This window comes from uncultured Oscillibacter sp., assembly GCF_910584465.1.
In the GTDB taxonomy this organism is placed as follows: Bacteria; Bacillota; Clostridia; order Oscillospirales; family Oscillospiraceae; genus Oscillibacter.
This window is the reverse complement of record NZ_CAJUBK010000002.1, coordinates 13,903-32,506: the sequence shown is the minus strand read 5'-3', so window position 1 is coordinate 32,506 and position 18,604 is coordinate 13,903. Positions and strand designations below refer to the sequence as shown.

Annotated in this window: 19 protein-coding genes; 5 read left to right on the top strand and 14 right to left on the bottom strand. The window is 66.8% G+C overall.

Going from position 1 to position 18,604, the window contains the following annotated elements:
• Position 1 precedes the first annotated feature (1 nt).
• Positions 2-1,120, top strand: coding sequence for a Coenzyme F420 hydrogenase/dehydrogenase, beta subunit C-terminal domain (locus tag QZ332_RS01360; RefSeq protein WP_295761351.1), 1,119 nt, complete (start codon positions 2-4; stop codon positions 1,118-1,120).
• 117 nt (positions 1,121-1,237) lie between these two features.
• Here QZ332_RS01360 and QZ332_RS01355 read toward each other — a convergent pair whose 3' ends face one another.
• Positions 1,238-1,801 (bottom strand): hypothetical protein, encoded by a 564-nt coding sequence (locus tag QZ332_RS01355; protein WP_295761348.1) that lies wholly within the window; start codon positions 1,799-1,801, stop codon positions 1,238-1,240.
• Positions 1,802-1,822: 21 nt separating this feature from the next.
• The gene (locus QZ332_RS01350) at positions 1,823-2,293 is read right to left on the bottom strand and encodes a hypothetical protein (RefSeq protein ID WP_295761345.1); all 471 of its coding nucleotides are present in this window, start codon (positions 2,291-2,293) and stop codon (positions 1,823-1,825) included.
• Between the two features lie 298 nt (positions 2,294-2,591).
• Here QZ332_RS01350 and QZ332_RS01345 point away from each other — a divergent pair, with 298 nt between their 5' ends.
• Positions 2,592-3,260: a DUF3796 domain-containing protein gene (locus QZ332_RS01345; RefSeq protein ID WP_295761343.1), complete on the top strand. Its 669-nt coding sequence runs from the start codon at positions 2,592-2,594 to the stop codon at positions 3,258-3,260.
• A gap of 3 nt (positions 3,261-3,263) precedes the next feature.
• Positions 3,264-3,464, top strand: a complete 201-nt coding sequence (locus tag QZ332_RS01340) for a helix-turn-helix transcriptional regulator (protein ID WP_295761340.1) — start codon at positions 3,264-3,266, stop codon at positions 3,462-3,464.
• Positions 3,465-3,651: 187 nt separating this feature from the next.
• On the opposite strand, the gene QZ332_RS01335 is transcribed toward QZ332_RS01340, so the two are convergent.
• The 4 genes from QZ332_RS01335 to QZ332_RS01320 form a co-directional block, all read right to left on the bottom strand.
• A complete protein-coding gene (locus tag QZ332_RS01335) occupies positions 3,652-4,938 on the bottom strand; it encodes a GHKL domain-containing protein (RefSeq protein WP_295761337.1) in 1,287 nt (428 codons plus the stop codon).
• 1 nt (position 4,939) lies between these two features.
• Positions 4,940-5,653, bottom strand: a complete 714-nt coding sequence (locus tag QZ332_RS01330) for a LytTR family DNA-binding domain-containing protein (RefSeq protein WP_295761334.1) — start codon at positions 5,651-5,653, stop codon at positions 4,940-4,942.
• Positions 5,654-5,793: 140 nt separating this feature from the next.
• Positions 5,794-7,131 carry an MATE family efflux transporter gene (locus QZ332_RS01325; RefSeq protein ID WP_295761331.1) on the bottom strand — a complete coding sequence of 446 codons (1,338 nt, stop codon included), beginning with the start codon at positions 7,129-7,131 and terminating at the stop codon, positions 5,794-5,796.
• A 9-nt stretch (positions 7,132-7,140) separates the two neighbouring features.
• Positions 7,141-8,142 (bottom strand): linear amide C-N hydrolase, encoded by a 1,002-nt coding sequence (locus QZ332_RS01320; RefSeq protein WP_295761328.1) that lies wholly within the window; start codon positions 8,140-8,142, stop codon positions 7,141-7,143.
• 126 nt (positions 8,143-8,268) lie between these two features.
• Here QZ332_RS01320 and QZ332_RS01315 point away from each other — a divergent pair, with 126 nt between their 5' ends.
• Complete coding sequence (locus tag QZ332_RS01315; protein WP_295761325.1) at positions 8,269-9,117, top strand: MerR family transcriptional regulator; 849 nt, start codon at positions 8,269-8,271, stop codon at positions 9,115-9,117.
• Positions 9,118-9,474: 357 nt separating this feature from the next.
• Here QZ332_RS01315 and QZ332_RS01310 read toward each other — a convergent pair whose 3' ends face one another.
• From QZ332_RS01310 to QZ332_RS01280, 7 genes are all read right to left on the bottom strand, one after another.
• Positions 9,475-11,211 carry an S-layer homology domain-containing protein gene (locus QZ332_RS01310; RefSeq protein ID WP_295761322.1) on the bottom strand — a complete coding sequence of 579 codons (1,737 nt, stop codon included), beginning with the start codon at positions 11,209-11,211 and terminating at the stop codon, positions 9,475-9,477.
• 330 nt (positions 11,212-11,541) lie between these two features.
• Entirely contained in the window at positions 11,542-13,506 is a 1,965-nt protein-coding gene (locus QZ332_RS01305; protein WP_295761319.1) for a hypothetical protein, read from the bottom strand.
• A gap of 18 nt (positions 13,507-13,524) precedes the next feature.
• On the bottom strand, positions 13,525-14,076 hold the full coding sequence (locus tag QZ332_RS01300) for a DUF6652 family protein (RefSeq protein ID WP_295761316.1): 552 nt from the start codon (positions 14,074-14,076) through the stop codon (positions 13,525-13,527).
• Positions 14,073-15,167 carry an AAA family ATPase gene (locus QZ332_RS01295; RefSeq protein ID WP_295761313.1) on the bottom strand — a complete coding sequence of 365 codons (1,095 nt, stop codon included), beginning with the start codon at positions 15,165-15,167 and terminating at the stop codon, positions 14,073-14,075. The genes QZ332_RS01300 and QZ332_RS01295 overlap by 4 nt, the downstream gene beginning before the upstream one ends.
• 3 nt (positions 15,168-15,170) lie before the next feature.
• Positions 15,171-15,686 (bottom strand): Gx transporter family protein, encoded by a 516-nt coding sequence (locus QZ332_RS01290; RefSeq protein ID WP_295761310.1) that lies wholly within the window; start codon positions 15,684-15,686, stop codon positions 15,171-15,173.
• Between the two features lie 10 nt (positions 15,687-15,696).
• Positions 15,697-16,107 (bottom strand): NusG domain II-containing protein, encoded by a 411-nt coding sequence (locus QZ332_RS01285; RefSeq protein WP_295761306.1) that lies wholly within the window; start codon positions 16,105-16,107, stop codon positions 15,697-15,699.
• A complete protein-coding gene (locus QZ332_RS01280; protein WP_295761302.1) occupies positions 16,079-17,146 on the bottom strand; it encodes an FAD:protein FMN transferase in 1,068 nt (355 codons plus the stop codon). The genes QZ332_RS01285 and QZ332_RS01280 overlap by 29 nt, the downstream gene beginning before the upstream one ends.
• A gap of 274 nt (positions 17,147-17,420) precedes the next feature.
• On the opposite strand from QZ332_RS01280, the gene QZ332_RS01275 reads away from it, so the two are divergent.
• Positions 17,421-18,101, top strand: a complete 681-nt coding sequence (locus QZ332_RS01275; protein ID WP_295761299.1) for a hypothetical protein — start codon at positions 17,421-17,423, stop codon at positions 18,099-18,101.
• A 121-nt stretch (positions 18,102-18,222) separates the two neighbouring features.
• Here the strand turns inward: QZ332_RS01275 and QZ332_RS01270 are convergent, their stop codons facing one another.
• The gene (locus QZ332_RS01270; protein WP_295761296.1) at positions 18,223-18,591 is read right to left on the bottom strand and encodes a YbaB/EbfC family nucleoid-associated protein; all 369 of its coding nucleotides are present in this window, start codon (positions 18,589-18,591) and stop codon (positions 18,223-18,225) included.
• Positions 18,592-18,604: the final 13 nt, after the last annotated feature.

Below are 18,604 nucleotides of genomic sequence, written 5' to 3'. Positions count from 1 at the left end.
GATGTTAAGTACGATCGCGTTAGACACCCAGGTCCTCCGCCCGGGCCTGTGCACCGGCTGCGGGGCCTGTCAGGGCCTGTGCCCTTACTGGGGCAGTGTGGACGGGCGGACCGTCTGCTTCTTCGACTGTGAGCGCCGGGACGGGCGCTGCCAGCGTTTCTGCCCCCGGATGCCCACGGATCTGGACGCGCTGCGCAGGCAGTCCTTCCCGGCGGAGACCATCCTGCCGCAGATCGGTCCCTTCCGGGGGCTGTACCTGGCCCGCGCCGCGGACGAGAGCATCCGCGCCAGCGCCCAGCACGGCGGCAGCATGACCGCCCTGGTGGAGCTGGCCCTGGTGGAGGGCTTCATCGACGCGGCGGTCCTGACCCGCTCCCGGGGCGGGCTCGCCCCGGAGGGCGTCCTGGCGGCGACGGCGGAGGAGGTCCGCTCCTGCTCCGGCAGCAGCTTCCAGGTGCCGCCCACGCTGGCGGTGCTGAACCGGGCCCTCAAGGAGGACCGGTATCACAGCATCGGCGTGGTGGGCACGCCCTGCAAGACCCTGGCGGTCTATAAGATGAAGGCATACCCCCTGCCGGAGGAGGAGGACCGATCCGGGAACATCGGCATGGTCTTCGGCCTGTTCTGCGGATGGGGCCTGGACTGGGACGGGCTGAACGCCCTGACGGCGGCGCACGCCGACCCGGCGAAGGTGTCCCACATGGACATCCCCCCCAGCAAGTATCACTCCCTGGAGCTCCGGGAGGAGGGGGAGACGGTCTCCGTGGACCTGGACGAAGTGACGCCGCTGGTCCGCTCCGGCTGCCGGTACTGCGCGGATATGACGGCGGAGTTCGCGGATCTGTCCGTCGGCGGAGCGCGGAGCGCGGACGGCTGGGACGTGGACAAGGGCTGGAACCAGATCATCGTCCGTTCCGAGAAGGGCCAGCGGCTTTTGGACCTGGCCCGGGAGAAGGGCGTCCTGGAGTTCAAAGAGCCCATGGAAGGCGGGCTCGAGAAGCTCCAGAAGGCGGCGATGGGCAAGAAGCGCACGGCGGCGGCGAACCTCCGCCAGCTCACCGGCCGTCCGGACGACCTGGGATACCTGGAACCCAGCAGGGAACTGTTCAAGGATCTGTGAGCACGATAAAGAGCCGCCCGGCTATGCCGGGCGGCTCCTTGTTTTTGTCCGTGCCTGCGTCCGCTTCGCCGGGGCTGCTCAGGGCCCCGCGTTTTCAAGCGCCGCCCGGCGATCGGGTCAGGAGAGCTGCGTGAAGGTGGAATGCTGCTTCCGGTAAGCGTCGTTGTCCTTCCGGCTCAGCTCGCGCTCCACCTGGGCCAGCCGCCGTTCCAGATCCTCGATCCTGGCCTCGTCGGTCTCCGTGCCGAGCCGCTCCTCCAGTTCCCGCCGCTCCTTTTTCAGCCGCTCGATCTCACGGTCCACCTTGCCGGTGTCGCCGACGCAGCGCTCCTCCTTCCCCTGTTTCCCCTTCGGTCCCTTCGCCCCCTGCGCCTGCCCGGGCCCGCCCGCTCCGGGGGCGTCCGGCTCCTTCGCGCCGGAGGCGGCTCCCGGTCCTTGGGGCGCGCCCGCCCGCTCCGGATCGTCGAAACAGACCTTGGGCTGGCCGTCCTCATCCCTGCCCATCCAGTAGCGGCCGCAGGGCTCCCGCTTTTCCTCCGGGGCATACACGTCCATCGCGGGCCTCCGCGGACGGCCCTGGGCCTCCTCCTCAGGTCTCCGGATCCCGGCCGCTCCCTGCGTCTCCTCCACCGTTTTCACGGGCCGTACTGCGCTCATGCCTACGCTGCCGATCGGCATCATACGTCATCCCTCCTCAAGATCTCATGCGGTGAACGAGACCGCGGCCTCGGGCTCCGCCGGGGCGGCGGCGGTCCCGCCGTCCGGCGTGTAAATGACCGGACCGCCGCCGATCGGCACCGCGGCCTCCACGGGCTCCTTTTCCAGCGCCGCTTCCGCCTCCTCGCTGATCTGGACCCGATCGGTCTTCGAGGGGCGCTCCGGCTCCTCCGCGCTCTCCGCCCGCTCGCGCTCCTCCCGGCGTCTTTCGATGGCGGCTTCCCGCTCCAGCTTCGCCTTTTCCCGCGCGGCCTGCGCCTCCGCCTCCATACCCTCGTCCAGCTCTTCCTGGTACTTGGCCGCCTTTTCCGTGCACTCGCCGGTATAGCCCAGCGCCCGTCTCATCTTCTCCGTGTCGCCCTCGGCGCTGGCCTGGCGATAGACGCTCATCGGCGTACCGGCCAGCTTGAGGTTCGAACTCGTGCCCAGGAGCCCTTCCATCATCTGTACGTTCATGCTCGTATCTCCTCCTTCTTGCAGATCCCGGACTGATCGTCCCGTCTCCTACCAGTCTACGGATGGGGACGCGCCGCTTCAAGGCTTTTGTATCGAACTGCGCTCTGGATGTCATGAGATGCCCCGCGTCCGCCGCCGCGGGCGCCCCATCCGCCGGGCTGCTCCCCGCCGGAGGGGGCGGCGGACGCTCCCAAGAAAAAAGCGGCAAATATCGCTCATCCCCTATTGACACCCAGGATCGGAAGTGATATATTTATCCCATCAAGAGATAAATATATCTCATCATTTGGAGGTCTCTATGAAAAAGCACCATGCAACGATCTGGGTCGGCGGCGGGATCTTTTGCCTCGCCGCCACGCTGCTCTCCGTCTGGCATTCTGTCACGTTCAACGACTCCCGCCTGGTCGCCCCGATGGACTTTGGGAGCTACGTCTTCCGCCCGAAGGACCTGCCCATGATCCTATCCGTCTCGCTCACCTGCATTTATATCGGCTCTTTGTCCCTCGTCCTGCTCCTCCGCGCCTGGAGATGGCGGAAGGCATCCGCCGGGGCGGATACGGTCCGCAGGATCGACCCCAGGCTGGGGGCCCTGGGCCTGCTGGGCTTCCTGGGCTTCACCGGCTTTTGGACCTACTCCTCCAGCGGCGTCGTTGCCCCCTTCGCGTTCTTCCTGTTCTTCGGGTTTTTCGCCTTTTTCTACGAGGGGAAGATGTCCGGGACCTTCATGGACGAACGCTTCCGCGAGAACGCCGCCCGCGCCCAGCTGGCCGCGTACAAGACCACCTTCGGCCTCACCTTGACCGCGCTGGCCGTCCTCTGCCAGGGGAAGCTGTTCGGCAGTCTGGAGCATACTCTGATCGCCGCGATCGTCGTGCTCTCCCTGACCCTGGCCCTGGGCATGTTCCTCCCGGGATATCTGCTGTACCGTTACGACCACGACGATTGGACGGACGAAGGCGAGGGATGAGGCATGGCGGCATTCGAGTGCAGGCTGAAAAAATACCGGCAGCTGAAAGACCTGACCCAGGAGCAGCTGGCGGCGCAGGTAGGGGTCCGCAGGGAGACGATCATGCGCCTGGAAAAGGCGCAGTACAACCCCTCCCTGAAGCTGGCGATCGACATCTCCCGGGCGGTGGAGGCCCCGATCGAAGAGCTCTTCATCTTCGAATGACGGGCCGGACCGCCAAGCCCTCGCCGCCGCGGAGACGCGATATCGAAGACGAAAGGGGCCCGGGAGGGGCCCCTTTCGTCTCGGAGTGCCAAAAAAGGCAGGAGACCTTCATCGGCGGGAAGGAATCGCGCTGCGAGAGGGGCCCGGGAAGGGCCCCTTCGCCTCCTCTTCCCCGTCGGTGAAGCCCTCACTGCTCTTCCGGCGCTCCGATGTCCAGCAGCACGCTCAAATAGAACCATCCTCCGCTCTTCTCCGTCAGCACCGCCCCATGATATTTTTCCGCCACCGCCTTGATGTTGGAAAGCCCGGTCCCCGCCGGGGGCAGCGGCCCGTCGGAGCAGGTGTTCTCGAACGTCAGCATATAGAGCTCCCCCTGCCGCTTCCCGCCGATGCGGATGACCTTGTCCCCGGCGCTCCCGCGGCAGGCGGCGATGGCGTTGTTCAGGGCGTTGGCGAAGAGCACGCACAGATCCAGCTCGTCGATCCCGCAGGGCTTGGGCAGGACCAGGGACACCTCGGCCTCGATCCCCTTCGCCAGACCCAGCTTCTCCCCCAGCAGGATGTCCACCACCGGGTCGCCGGTCTGGCAGGGGAAGGACAGCGCGTCCGAGGCGGCCTCCAGCTTTTTCAGGTACGCCCTGCTCTCGTCCGCCCTCCCGCCCTTGAGCAGGCCGTCCAGCACGGACAAATGGTCCTTGATGTCGTGGCGGAAGGATCTCGTCTGCTCATAGCGCGCCTGGGCCTCGGCGAGATAGACCTTCTGCGCGTGGGCCGCCTGGGCCAGCGACCGCAGCTCCGCCTGGGCCTGGAAGCCCCGGCAGAGCTGGCGGTAGGCGTACAGGGTGCACAGCAGCGCCGCCAGCCCCATGACTTGCAGGAGCAGCAGCGTACCGTGCTTCCCGATCTCCTCCAGAGAAATGGTGGGGTCAAAAAAGCTGTAGGCGGTCTGGAGGATATACAGCTCCGCGGCAAAGAAGAAGAGCCCGGGGAACAGCACGAGTCCGATATAGGGCGTCCGGATGACCTCCGTCCAGGCCAGGAGCTTCAAGACAGCATGATAGCAGCCGGCGCACAGCGCAAAGAAAAGGAGCTGTGCCGCCAAAAGCAGCGGATAGAACAGCGGGCTCCCGATGAAACGGGGGAAGAAGGCCGCCTCCACGGAGTTGACGATCCCGAAGGAAAGCTGTGAGATGTAGTAGGACAGCACGGCGGAGAGCCAGGCCACGGACCGCTGAACCCCCATCCCAAAGCGGCTGAGGGCATAGAGCGCCAAGACGCCCGCGCCTACGGGGAGTATCCCGTCAAGGGCGAAGCGGTCCGAGATGACCTGGATCGCGCTCAGGAGGAGGAAATAAGCGGCAAAGTACCATCCCTTCAGCTTCTTCCCGCTGAGGCGGCCGGTAAAGAGCAAGTGCATCACGCCATGCCCCACAAAGAGACAGAGGCTGTCCAGGACCAGGGTGATATAGTCCATGTCAGCTCTCCTTCAGATGGCGCAAAAGGGCCTGCGTCAGCTCCCGCTCCCGCAGGCGGGAGACCGGGATGACCTCCCCCCGGGGCAGCAGGACCTGTCCGTCCCGGCATCCGCGCACATAGTCCAGGCCCACCAGATAGCTCCGGTGGCATTTGAAAAAGCGTCCGTCCACGCGGCGCTCCAGATCCTCCATCCTGCCGTAATAGTCGGCCACCGTCCCGTCCTCCTTATGGAGATAGATCTTCCTGCCCAGCACCTCGCCATACACGATGTCGCGCAGCGGGACGACCTCACAGCCGCTCCCCCGCCGGATCACGATGCCCTCCCCGTCCCTCGGTCCCAGGGTCCGGAGCACCCGGTCCATCGTCCGGCGGAAGCGCGCGGCGTCCAGGGGCTTGAGCAGGTAGTCGTACGCCTCGGTCTCGAAGGCGTCGAACACCAGCTCCTTCAGGACCGTCACGAAGACCAGCAGACAGCGCTCGCCCCGCAGGCGCAGCTCTCTGGCCGTCTCCATCCCGTCCGGCTCTCCCATCCGGATGTCCAGGAAGACCACATCGAAGCCGCCCCCGGACTCCAGCAGGGCGCGGCCGTCGGAGAACCGGCTGACGGAGTAAGCCCCGATCCGCCGCTCCTCCATATAGCTCGCGAGACGGTCCGCAAGCTCCTGGGCCATCGAAGGCTCGTCGTCGCAGACCGCGAACCTGATCATGTCCATCACCACGCTCCCCCCTGTCAGATTATCATACACCAAGCGGAGCGGCAAGGGCGATCGTAACCGGATGTCGCAAACCGGTCACGAAACGCCCCCGCCGGTCCGGAAAACCGGCACGGCCCGCCGCCGTTGGGGCGTCCCGCTCAATACCCATACCGCCCCCGGTATCTCAGCAGCAGCGCCGCCGCCATGACCGCCCCCAGCAGCTCCGCCGCCGGCGTCGCCAGCCACACGCCGGTGACGCCGCCCAGCAGGACGGGCATGATCTGGATACTGGCAGCGGTGAACAGGAAGGACCGGGAGAAGGCCAGCACCGCGGACACCACCCCGTTGGACAGGGCGGTGAACATCCCGCTGGCAAAGACGTTCAGCCCCACGAACAGCAGCGCGACGGAGCACAGCCGGTCCCCCGTCACCGCCAGCGCATACACCGGGCTGTCCGGCCGGGTGAAGATGCCCACAAGGGGGACGGCGGCCAGGATGGAGACCGCCGTACACAGGACGGAGGTCCCAATGATGAAGCGCACGCTGAACCCCACCAGCTTTTTCAGCTTCCCGTGGTCCTGCTCCCCGTGGTAATAGCTGATCATGGGGGCCACGCCGTAGGAGTAGCCGATGAACAGGGCGCTGACGAACATAAGTACATACATGATGATGGTGATGGCCGCCACGCCGTCCTCCCCCACATACTTCAGCATCGCCAGGTTGAACAGCAGCGTGGTGATGCCGGACACCAGGGAGGTGGCCAGCTCCGACAGGCCGTTGGTGGAGGCGCGGAACAGCACGCTCCCGCGGAAGACCGGCCTTTCAAAGTGGAGCAGGCCGTCCTGTCTCCGGAACACCAGGAAGCCCACCACGGCAGTGATGGAGTACCCCAGGCCGGTGGCGATGGCCGCGCCCCGGATGCCCAAATCGAACAGGGCGATCAGGACGTAGTCCAGGACGATGTTGCTCACGCCCCCCGCCACGGTGCAGATCAGGGACAGGGTGGACTTGTCGGCGGCGATCAGGTAGAGGGAGAAGTTATACATGAGCAGGATAGGGATGGTGAAGAGCAGATAATCGCTCAGATAGGTGCGGCAGTAGCCGGACACCGCCGGGGAGAGGCCCATGGACCCCAGCAGGGTGTCCATCAGGCCATAGCCCAGGGCCATCATCGCCGCGCCCACGACGGCGTTGGTCACGATCAGCAGGGTGAAGTCCTGCCGGGCCTCCTGTTCCCGGTGTTCCCCCATCTTTTTCATCACCACGGCGCTGCCGCCGGTGGCCAGCATCCCGGATACCGCCGTGATCAGGGCGATCGCGGGCGCGGTGAGGTTGATGGCGGACAGGGCCTCCATCCCGATCAGGTTGGAGACGAACAGCCCGTCCACCATGGTGTAGAAGGTATTGAACACCGTCATGACGATGGTGGGGAAGGCGAAGCGCAGGATGTTCCGGCCGGTGACCGGCCGGTGATACGCGTCCAGTTTGGTAGTCATGCCGCCCTCCTAGTTCCGGTAGTCGATATCCTGGCGGTCCCCCAGGCTGAAGTACCGCATCTCCTGCCCCTGGGCCGGGAGCCGGACCGCGGAGATGCGCCGGTCCCAGGCGGGGGCGAAATAGTAAACGCCGCTCTCGGCGCACATGACGCTGGTGCAGAGGGTCTGCTCGTACACGTCGTAGTCCGGGTCGGCCTTGGCGAGCCCCTCGGGGATGTCCACGGCCGCAAAGGCCCGGAACATCCGGGAGACCCCGTCCACCTCGTCCCTCCCCCGGACGGCGAACTCCTTCAGGAAAGCCAGCCGCACGAAGCGGGAGGGCGAGGAGTAATCCCCCGGCAGGCCGGAGCCGCCCCCCAGCCGCTCGCCGAACTCCCGGATCTCGTGGCCGGCAACGGTCCGGGGGGCCTTGGGCAGGTTGGTGACCCCCACGAAGTTCCGCAGGTTGGTCCGGTGCCACAGGTAATCGGGGCTGTTGGCCAGCACCCCGACGGTGTCCCGGTGGACGGACAGGCCGCCCTCGTCCGGCTCGAGGATGACGGCCTCGCCGGTCTTGTCGCTGAGGATATAGTGGGCGGGCAGGGGCTTGCCCTCGATCGGCTCGTCCACCAGGGTGATGCCTCCCATCGCCTCGACGGCCTCCTCCACACCGGCGCACCGGCTGAGCAGCCAGGCCAGCAGACGGCCCGGGTGGACCGCCGCCGTCCCTGCCTTTGGCTCCTTGGGATAGGCCGCATACTCCGGGTAGTGGAGGAGCGCCCCCATCAGGCCCGCGGCGTTCACGCCGTCCACCAGGATCGGCTCCCCGAAGCCCAGCACCGCCATGCCGGTATAGCCGTACCTGCCCGGCGCGCCGCCGCCCTCCGGGCGGAGGCTCGGGGAGCTGGGGATCCCCGGGGGGACGCCGATCACCCGGTTCGCCGCCAGGTCCCCGAACTGGTCATAGGTCCGCCCCAAAAGGTGCCGTCCGTCCTTCGTCGTCCATGAAAAGCTGCTGCATCCAAGATCCATCCTGTCAGCCTCCTGTTTTTCCTTATTTTGCGCCCGGCGCTTGCGATCATGCCCGGCAAGAGGTATCATAGACCGTGTGGCCGCCACGCAGTCAAGCGGTATTTTTCAAAAAGGAGGCGGAGTTTTTTGGAACAGGGGACCGGCTGGCTGACCTCCGGGGCCTTCGCCGCTCTGTGCGGCACGACCAAGGAGACCCTGCGGCACTATAAAGACGTGGGGCTCCTGCTCCCGGCCCACCAGGGGGCCAACCGTTATTTTTACTACGACGTCGCGCAGTTCTACGATTTTTACGCCATCTCCATCTTCCGCCAGACGGGGACGCCGCTGGAGGAGATCCGCCGCTGCCTGCGGGGGCACGACGCCGCCGAGACCCTGGAGCTGCTGCGGGAACAGGAGGCGCGCCTGACCGCGGAGCGGAAGAAGCTGGAGCATATGGAGTTCGTGCTCTCCAGCGCCCTGCGCAGCCTGGGATCCGGGGCGGTGCCCGACATGGTCCCTCAGGCCGCCTGGTTCGAGCGAGAGCACCTGCTGGCGGTCCCCGCGGAGGAGCTGGAGGGACTAATGGCCCCGGCGGCCGGCGAGGATGAGCGGCTGATCGCCGTGCTGGAGCGGTGCCGGGCGCTGTGCGGGCAGTATGGGATACAGACCGACTTCCAGCTGGGGGCCATCCATCCGCCGGGGGACCGGGGCGGACCGGGCCCGATCAGCCATCTCTATACCCGAATCAAAGAAGAGGCGGACTTCCCCTATCACAGGGAGAAGCCCGCCGGGAGGTATCTGTATCTCTGCTGCCGGGGACGATGGGACATCTCCGCCGGTTATGCCGCCCTCGAGCGCTGCATCCACGCGCAGGGCCTGGAGACGGAGGGGGATTTCTACGCCTGCGATCTGGCCGGGTTCATCCTCAACGCGGTGGAGGAGAACGCGGCGTCCATGATCTCCGTGCGGCTGTCGGACAGATCGGCCGGCGTATGAGCGTCCAGGCCCGCCCGCGTCCCGCCATGACCGGCGCAGGGATCGGCCGCGGGGATCGTTCGGCAAAAAAGGGCTCCCAGGCCGGCCTGGGAGCCCTCAGCCTGTCGAAAACGTCTTTTCGACAGGCTGAGCAAGTTTTCAGGACGTTCAAAAAAGTTCGGAAAACTTTTTTATCAAAAACGAAAGGGACCCTTCCTGGGTCCCTCTCGTAACGCTCTTCCTTCCCGTCGATGTAGTTTCCTCTCCTTTTTCGACAGGAAGTTTTCCTTGCTTTCCTGCCCTTCCTTCACTGGAGCCTTCGTCTCGGCGGACGCTCCCTCGCGGCAAGATCCGGGGAGGCGCGTCCGGCCCAAGCGCTTACCCGATCGCGCTTCCCAGCCGCTCCGCCAGCGCCTCGCCCTGGGCCCTGGTGAGGCCCTGATCGGAGCCGGCCTCCGCTGGCAGGAGGCCCAGATCCCAGGCCGCCGCCGCAGCGTCCCGGTCCCCGCCCTGGGCCAGCGCCGCCGGGACGGGGCCGGAGCGGTCCGCTGCCGGATCCGGCGACAGGCCCAGCGCCCCCGCCGCCCGGCCCAGGAACACCGCCGCTTCCCGCCAGGTGAGGGGCTTCGCGGCGGAGAAGGTCCCGTCCGCGTATCCTTTGGCGATGCCGTTCTCCTTGGCCCAGGCCAGGGCGGGGAGATACCACTCGATGCCGAAGCTGTCGGCAAAGGGGAGCGCCTCCCCGACCTCCACGTCCGGGCTCCCCGCCGCCTCGTAGAGCTGGCCGATGAACCGGCCCCGGGTCAGGGGCGCGCCGTCGATGGGGAGGCGGGGGACATAGGTCTTGCGGGTCAGCATGTGTTCCACCACGCTGTCCGTTCCGTTCAGCGTATGCTCCAGCGGCTGGGTGAGGGGCTCATCCGGCTCCAGGGACACCACGCCCCGGCCCGCCGCCGCGTCCAGCAGCGTGTTCAGGTCGATGTACTTGCTGGACACCTGTCCCCGGACCTTGGAGTTCGGCAGGGAGAAGGTCCGCACCGCGCCGAAGTGGCAGACGCTGCCCCCGGTGGGCTCCCCCGCCAGCACGCCGCCCATCTCCTGGATCTCCACGGCGTTGATGAGGGCCGAGGAGAAGGTCCGCTCACCGATCAGGCCCACCAGCTCCAGGCCGTCTTCGTCGTCCATCTCCTTCCGCAGGACCTCGAGCAGGGGCCAAATCACGCCGTCGGACCCGCCGCCGTTGTATCGGAGGTCCAGCAGCACCCGCCAATAGCCCCCCTCCTCCAGGTCCTTGGCCACCTGGGCGGCGAACTCCTCCATGGGCAGGTCCTCGTCCTCCCGGCAGACGTTGTACTGGATGTAGTACACCTCCTCCGAAAGAGGCTTGGAGAAGTAACAGACGTCCTGCGCCGCCGTCTCCGGCGTGCCCTCGACCCGGTCGGAGAGCCTTGCGGCCCCCAGCTCCCCCATCTCCTCCATGCCCATGGGCTCCAGCGTGAGGGACTCCCCGTTTTTCAGGGCGATGGTCAGGGGCTCCCCGGCCTCCACCAGCCCCAGGTATTCGTAGATATCCGCCACGTTGCAGGCCTGGCGGAACTGCCGCTTGAGGTGCACCGGGTTGTCGGCGGAGAACAGCGTCCCGAAGGCGTCGATCACGTCCCCCACCGGCTCCCCCGCCAGCGCCGTGACCTCCTGGCACAGCAGGGCCTCATGCTCCGAAGGCACGGCGGAGAGATACCAGCGCTCCCCATAGCCCGTCCCCGTCCGGACCAGGGCGAAGGGATAGGCCCGGAACGCCGCCGCGCTCCCCACGGAGATCGAGGTATGGGAGTCTCCCACCAGCGCCGTCAGACGCATCAGGTCCAGCAGGAACTCCGTGTCGCTCACGGTCTCCAGCCGCCCCTCGATCTCCGCCTTCAGCGTCAGGAACTCCGCTTCCGAGGCGTTGGCAAACGCATTGGGATGGCCCTTCATCAGGACCTCCTCATAGAGGATATCCAGATCCTCCTGCCGTTTCGCCGGGTCCAGCGGCTCCGCCGCCAGGGCCGGGACGGTCAGGAGCACGGCCAGGCAGAGCCCGGCGGTCCGGCGGACCAAGGTCTTCAGACGTTTCATAGTGCTTCCCTCCATTAAACTAATGCAATAATACAATGATACACCTGACTCCCTCAAAAGTCAAGCCCCGCTATAGGATACGAGGAAGGAGGGCGATCTTCTTCAGGGGACAGGGAAAAAGCCGCCCGTTCGGGCGGCTCTCAGGCTGTCGAAAAAGTCTTTTCGACAGCCTGAGCAAGTTTTCAGAACGTTCAAAAAGTTCTGAAAACTTATTCATCAAAAACGAAAGGGACCCTTCCTGGGTCCCTCTCGTAACTCTCTTCCTTCCCGTCGATGTAGTTCTCTCTACTTTTTCGACAGGCTGAAAGCCGCCCGTTCGGGCGGCTCTCCTCAAAATTCCCAGGGCGGTCTTTCCTGTCTGGCATCCCAGGGCTCCCCCGGCGGATCCTCTCCCCTCCGGTCCTTCCGGGGCTTGGCAAGTTCCTTCCAGCCATCGTTCCTGTTCAGGAAGCGGGTGCAGCGGACCACCGCCGCCACGCAAAGGAGGATGAAGACCACGGCGGCGAAGATCATGACGGCGGACGCCGCCCGATAGGGCGCGCCCCGCCGGGAGGCAGGGGCCTCCCCATCCAGATGGGCCTCCAGCTGCTCCGCCAGCGCCGGGATCGTCTCCGGATCGAAGATGTCCCGAAGCCCCACCTCCTCCACCGCCGCCCGGTACGGCAGGGAGAGGGACAGGGCGGACAGCTCCAGATAGGTCTCCCGGCCCTGCCGGGGGGCGTCCAGGTAGAGGAACCACAGATCCAGGGCAGACAGGGCGGAGGTGGCGTAGCTGATGAAATACATGGGGTTTTGGAAGGTATGGGCGTTCTCCACCCAGGACGGATCCGCCTCTACGCCGCTGTCGTAGGAATAGCCGTACTCCTCCGACAGCTCCTTGAAGATGCGGTCCAGCTCCTCTACGCTCAGCCCCGGATCGTCGTAGGCCGCTGCCTGGAACTCGTCGTAGAGACAGCCGTCCAGGACGGCGTCCAGGATGTTATAGAGGATGACCTCCTCATACACCGCCCCGTACCGCTCGCCGAAGAGCTCATCGGCGCTGCCGGTGAACATCAGCTCCAGCGCCTGGGAGTCGATCTCCCCCACGTCGATGTTGAAGTCTGTCCAGAGGTCGTGCCGGGTGCTGTGGATCGTCTCGTGGAAATGGCCGAACTCGTGGACCATGTCGCTGAGGTCCTGATAGTCCCCGTAAGGGCTGTTGAAGATGAAGGCGCTGCCGTAGGCCGGGAGGGCCACGGTGTACCCGGTGGGGAGCTTCGCCTCGCCGTACTCGATGTCGTAGAGGTGGTTCCTCCGCATGTAGGCGAAGGTATCCGCCATCTCCCGGTCGAAGCTTTCGAGGAAGGGTGCGATCGCGTCCAGGATCTCCTCGCCGCTCTTCCGGCTCCGGACGCTGAGGGCCCGGAGATCCTGGTCGGAGATGTCCTCCAGCAGCCGCAGCTGGAGGGGGAGCAGATACCGCTTCGCCGCCTCCCGCAGGGGCTCCACTTCCTCCAGGCTGTAGTCCCGGGTATAGAGGGCCTCGTAGGCGTGATCGGCGTAGCTGTCATACCCGGCCTGAGCGGCGGACTGCGTCCGCAGCCGGACCAGCTGGCGGAAGATCTCCCCGGCGGCGCGGGCCCGCTCCTTGTCCAGGGCCTCCCGGACGGTCTGATAGGTCTCCGCGTCCACGTCGGCGCTCTGCAAGGTGTCCTCCGTCCAAATACCGCCCGCCGCCAGCACGGGGACGCCCTTGCTCATGATCTGATCGTAGGTCTGGACCAGCAGATCCTCCTCCTCATAGAGGGCGGCTTCCTCCTCCGTCAGGCCCCGGTAGCCCAAAAGGCTCTCCGCCGCGCCGGCTCCGGCGTCGTCGTCCAGGATGTCCCCATAAGGGGAGGCGGCCAGGACGGCCAGGACCTGATAGCACCGGTCGTAGAGCCGGGTCTGCTGGGCGGAGAGCTCCCGGTACAGCGCCGCCTCCGCCTCGGCCCCGCCGCTGGCGTCGTATTGGACGCCGGCGAGGTTGGCCTTGGTGATGAGCACGTCCAGCTCCGACAAGATCTGTTGGTAGAGGACGCCGGCCCGCCGGCGGGACGGCTCGCCGCCCCGGCCGCGGCTGTGGCGGGAGCAGATGCCCTCCAGCTCTTTCAGGGCGGCCTGGAGGCCGTCCTCTTCGAAGGGGGTGACGGGGAGCATGTCGGCGTAAGCCGTATCGGGACAGCTCGATATGGGGCGCTCCCACCTCACCGCCAGCGCCGCCGGGCCGGACAGCAGGGCCAGGGCCAGCAACAGGCAAAGGGATCGTTTCAGCATAGGACACCTCCGGGGATATCAGCGTTCGTCCGTCTTCGCGCGTCCCGCGCCCTCCCGCCGGAGCAGGAGCAGGGTGCTGAGGACGTCCAGCACCGGGAGGAACTGGCAGACGCTGTGGAGGACGGCGACGTCCTCCCCCCTCTCCCGGAGGGTCCGGATCGCCAGCCAGCCGGTGATCCCGCTTTGGACGATCGTCAGCCAGGTGACGCAGATGGGGATCGGGACCAGGATGATGAAGATCCCCCGGGACGCCGCCACGATGGAGCCCCAGACGAAGGAGCTCCAGAGGGAATTGAGGATGTAGAAGGGGATGGCCCCCAGCTTCAGCGTCCGCCAGCCGGAGAGGAGCCGCCGCAGATCGTCCCGGCGATAGGCGGAGACCGCCGCCCCGGCGCTGACCCAGCCCAGGAGCAGGACCAGGCCAAGCACGGCGATATAAAACAGCAGCAGGCCGGCGTTCGTGCCGTTCCAGCCGATCCCCCAGCCGAGATAGAGGATGCCGATGGGGACGGCGACGCTGAGGACCAGGTGGACATACATCCCGGCGAGGAAGAGCTTCGCTGTCCTCATCTCCCGCCGTCCCCCTCCGGCCGGGGGGCCCCCCGGCCCCGGGCGGCCAGCACGTCCTCCGCCGTCAGCTTCATCAGGTCCTCCCGCGTGACGGTCTCCAGGCCCGCCAGCCGGTTCGCCTGGCAGACCAGCACGCGCTCGAAGACGTTCCGCACGCCCCGCGCGTTGCCGAAGGACTCCGGATCTTGCCCCTCCTCCCGGAGGAAGTCCCGCATCAGTCCGGCGGCGTCCTCCTCCAGCTCGTAGCAGCCCTTCTCACAGCGCATCTTGAAGATCGCCAGCAGCTCCTCCGGGCTGTAGTCCTCGAAATGGAGGAAGCGGTTGAACCGGGACTCCAGGCCGGGGTTGGAGTGGATGAAGCGGTCCATCAGATCGTCGTACCCGGCGGCGATGACCACGAGATCGCGGCGGTGGTCCTCCATGGCCTTGAGGATGGTGTCGATGGCCTCCTGGCCGAAGTCGTTGCCGGAGGAGCCGTTGAGTGCGTAAGCCTCGTCGATGAACAGCACGCCGCCCAGGGCCTTCTCGATGGCCTTGCCGGTCTTGAGGGCCGTCTGGCCCACGTAGCCCGCCACGAGGCCGCTCCGGTCCACCTCGACGAGCTGGCCCTTGGAGAGGATGCCCAGGGAGCGGTAGATCCGGGCCATGAGGCGGGCGATGGTGGTCTTGCCGGTGCCGGGGCTGCCCGAGAAGACCATGTGGAGGGACAGCTCCGCCACCGGCAGGCCGTTCCGCTCCCGGAGCTGGTGGATCTTCACCAGGTCGATCAGGTCCCGGACCTCCTTCTTCACGGCGGCCAGGCCGACGTAGCCGTCCAGCTCCTTTTTCAGGTCCTCCAGCGCCTCCGGCGGGGGGAGGGCCTCCTCCGCCGCGCCGTCCTCGCCGCCGGGGGCGGCTCCCGCCGCTTTCGGCGATCCCGGCGCGCCCGGCGTCCCTCCCGCCTGCGGCGCCGGCGCGGGCGGCGCCTTCGGGGCCTGCGGCGCCGGCCCCCAGAAATCCGTGCCCATCCGGCGGAGGTTGTGCTCCGTCAGGGTCTGGATGACCTCCAGCTGCTGGAGGATGATCTCGTCCTTTTTGTCCTTCTTGTCCATGTGTCAGCCTTTCATCAGATCGGTGTGCCGCAGCCCCTGGAAGAGGCAGGCGGAGGCCAGCCCGGTCAAACCGCCGGTGAGCAGGGATACCGCCAGCAAAACAGGCAAATAATAGAGGGGAGCGGTACTGCCCAGGGTCAGCAGGGCGGCGAGGATCTGCCCGCAGTTGTGGGCCGCCGCGCCGCCGATGGAGACGCCGTAGACGGACAGTCCCGGCCGGCGGGAGAGCAGGGCCATGGCCCCCAGGGCGCTCAGCCCCCCCAGCAGGGAGAAGATCAGCGCATTCATGTTCCCGGCGAACAGGGAGCCCAGGAAGCACCGGGCCAGCAGGATCTCCAGCGCCGCCCCGCTCCCCAGGGCATAGAGGGCGAAGACCGTCACGATGTTGGCCAGGCCCAGCTTCACGCCGGGGATGGGGATGGCCAGGGCCAGGGGGAAGAGCCCCTCCAGATAACTCAGCGCCAGCGCCATCGCCGCCAGCAGGGCGCAGCGGGCCAGCTGTTTGGCAGTCAGATCCATCCCGCACCTCCTAACCCAGCACCGCGTCCACGCCGTCCGGATCCGCCGCGCCGCCCTCCAGGCGGATGACGATCCGGGCGGGGAGGCAGATGATGCTCTGTCCGCTCCGGGTGACAGGCCCGCTGCGGACGCAGTCCTGGGTGGGACAGTCGGAGGAGAGGACCCGGGCGCTCCCGTCGGCATAGCTCACCGTCAGGGCATGGCCCCTGGCCTGATAGGTCTTCTCCCCGGCGGCCCGGTCCAGGGGGACCCGGTCGATCTCCTCCCCGTCCACGGACACCACGGCCGTCAGGGCCCCGGCGCTCCCGGCCCGCCACTGGAACAGGGCGGTCCCCAGGGCCAGCGCCGCCACGCAGAGGACCACCGCCGCGTCCCGGGCCGTGGGCCGCAGCTCAGGAGACCGTTTTGGTGATGGTCTCATACGTGTACCCGCTGTCCTCTTCCGGGATGAAGTCGAACCGGCCGATCTCGTCGGCCACGATGACCCGGCCGTCCTCCGTCACCAGCACCAGGCTGAACAGCGTGCCGTCCAGCTGGCTCCTCCAGAACTCCAGGGCCTTTTCCGCCCCCATGATGAAAAGGGCGGTGGAGTAGGCGTCGCACATGGCGCCGTTCCCGGCCCCCGTGCCCGCCACCACCGTGACCGAGGTCAGTCCGCTGTCCGCCGGGCGGCCCGTGGCGGGATCGATGATGTGGTGGTAGCGCTCCCCGCCCTCCTCGAAATACCGCTGGTAGCTGCCGGAGGTGACGGCGAAGGAGTCCACCAGCTCCAGCACGCCCACCAGGGCGTCCCGGTCGTCGGGACGGGCCGGGTCCTGGATGCCCACCCGCCAGGGGGTCCCGTCGGGCCGGTCCCCCCAGGCCAGGACGTTGCCCCCCAGCTCGGCCAGGGCCCTGGGGACCTCGTACTCGTTGAACACCTGGGTCAGCCGGTCGGCGGCGTAGCCCTTGGTGATGGCCCCCAGGTCGACGGACTGGCCGGGGCCCAGGGTGACGGCGCCGTCCTCCGCCTTCACGGCGGAGCCGTCCACCCGTTTCAAAAGCTCCCTAAGCTCCGCCTTGCCGGGGACGCGCTCCTCCTCTCCCCCGGCGAAGCCCCAGGCGGCCACCACCGGGGCCACGGTGATGTCGAAGGCCCCCTGCGTCTCCCGGTGATACCGCCCGGCCTGGCGCAAGACCGAGAGCAGATCCGCCTCCGGGTCCTCCAGCGTCCCGGCGGCGTTGAGCCGGGAGACGGCGCTGTCCGGGTCCGTCCGGGAGAGCTTGGCCTCCAGGTCCCGGATGACGTCCTCGGCGGCGTAGGCGGCGGCGGGGGAACGCTCGCCGTAGGTGGTGATGAGCATGGCGGTGTCCATGGCGATGACCTGGATGCTCTCCTGGGCCGTGTCCGGGTCCGCCGGGGCGGCGCAGCCGGTGAGCAGCAGGGCCAGCAAACAAACATATGCGGGAAAACGTCTCATAATAAACCTCATGTCCTCTGCGTGATGATAGGATAGTATAGCACGGCCTGCGACGCTTCTCAACGAAAACTGTATTTTCGGCGAAAAAATAAAAAAGGTGGCGGGTTGGCCTTGCAAAAGGGGATAAAGTCTGTTATACTATTAAAACGTGTCGGCGGAAGTATTTCCCACCCGGCATTTTTGCCAAGAAAAACTACCTTGGAGGTCTTGATAAATGGCAAAGGATCCGAACGGAAAGTCTATGAAGCGGGATGATTCCCTGTTTGGCGCGACCTTGTTCTTTTTTGCGGCCTGCCTGGCGGAGGCGTACCTGATGGTCCTCCGGAAATACTACATCCATGGCGATATGGTGACGCAGACCCTGGTGTGGCACGACCGCCTGCCGGTCTTCGCGGGCCTGGGGGCGGCGGTGCTGGTCCTGGGCGTCGTGCTGAGCGTGCTGTGGAAGGCGGACGGGCGCAGGCGCCTCATCGGCTGGTGCCTGGCCGGGATCGGCGCCTTCTTCGCCGGCGGCAGCCTCCTGATCCGCGCGTACCAGGAGCCCGCCCTGATGCTCCTCAGCATCGTGGTGCCGGTGCTGATGGTCCTCAGCGTCCTCTGGGCCTTCTATGACCGGGAGTGCTCCATCGCGCTGACGGTGCTCAGCGCCTCCATGATCGTTTTATGGGTGAGCCGCCGCCTGTTCAGCCACCTGACTCTGGGCGTGCCCGTGAAGGTGCTGTCCGTCGTCTATATCCTGCTGCTGGCCGGCCTTTGCTGGCTGGCGAAGGGCGGGAAGCTGGGCCGGCTCCTCCCCCCCAAGGCCGACCTGATGCCCATCTACGCGGCCAGCGGCCTGTCCGCCGCGGCCATCGTCCTGGCGCTGTTCAGCGCCTCCATGGCGTATTACGCCATGTGGGCCCTGGGCGTCGTGTTCTTCGCCCTGGCGGTGTACTACACCGTACAGCAGCTGTGAAGGCATCCCCCGTTCCCCGGATCTGAACGAAGAGACCGCCGTCCATCGGACGGCGGTCTTTTGCTGTGCAGGCATCGCGCATCGTCTCCGGCCCCGCGGGGGCGCAAGGCCGGTCCCTCGTTCAGATGCCGAGGCCGCCCAGGCCCAGCCCGCCGGTGATGCCGTCCATGGCCTTGTCCATGGCCTCCCCGGCCTGGCGCAGGGCCTCGTTGACGGCGGAGACCACCAGGTCCTGGAGCATCTCCACATCCTCGGGATCCACGGCCTCCGGCTTGATGGTCAGGGAGACGAGCTCCTTCCTGCCGTTGGCGACGGCCTCCACCGCGCCTCCGCCCACGCTGGCGGTGAAGGAACGGGCCTCCACTTCCTCCTGGACGGTGTTCATCGCCTCCTGCATCTGGGCGATCTTCTGCTGGACCTCGGCCTGGCGCTGGGCGCCGGTGGCCTTCATGCTGCCGCTGCTGAAACCGCGGCGGGCGCTGTACCCCATGACGATCTCCTCC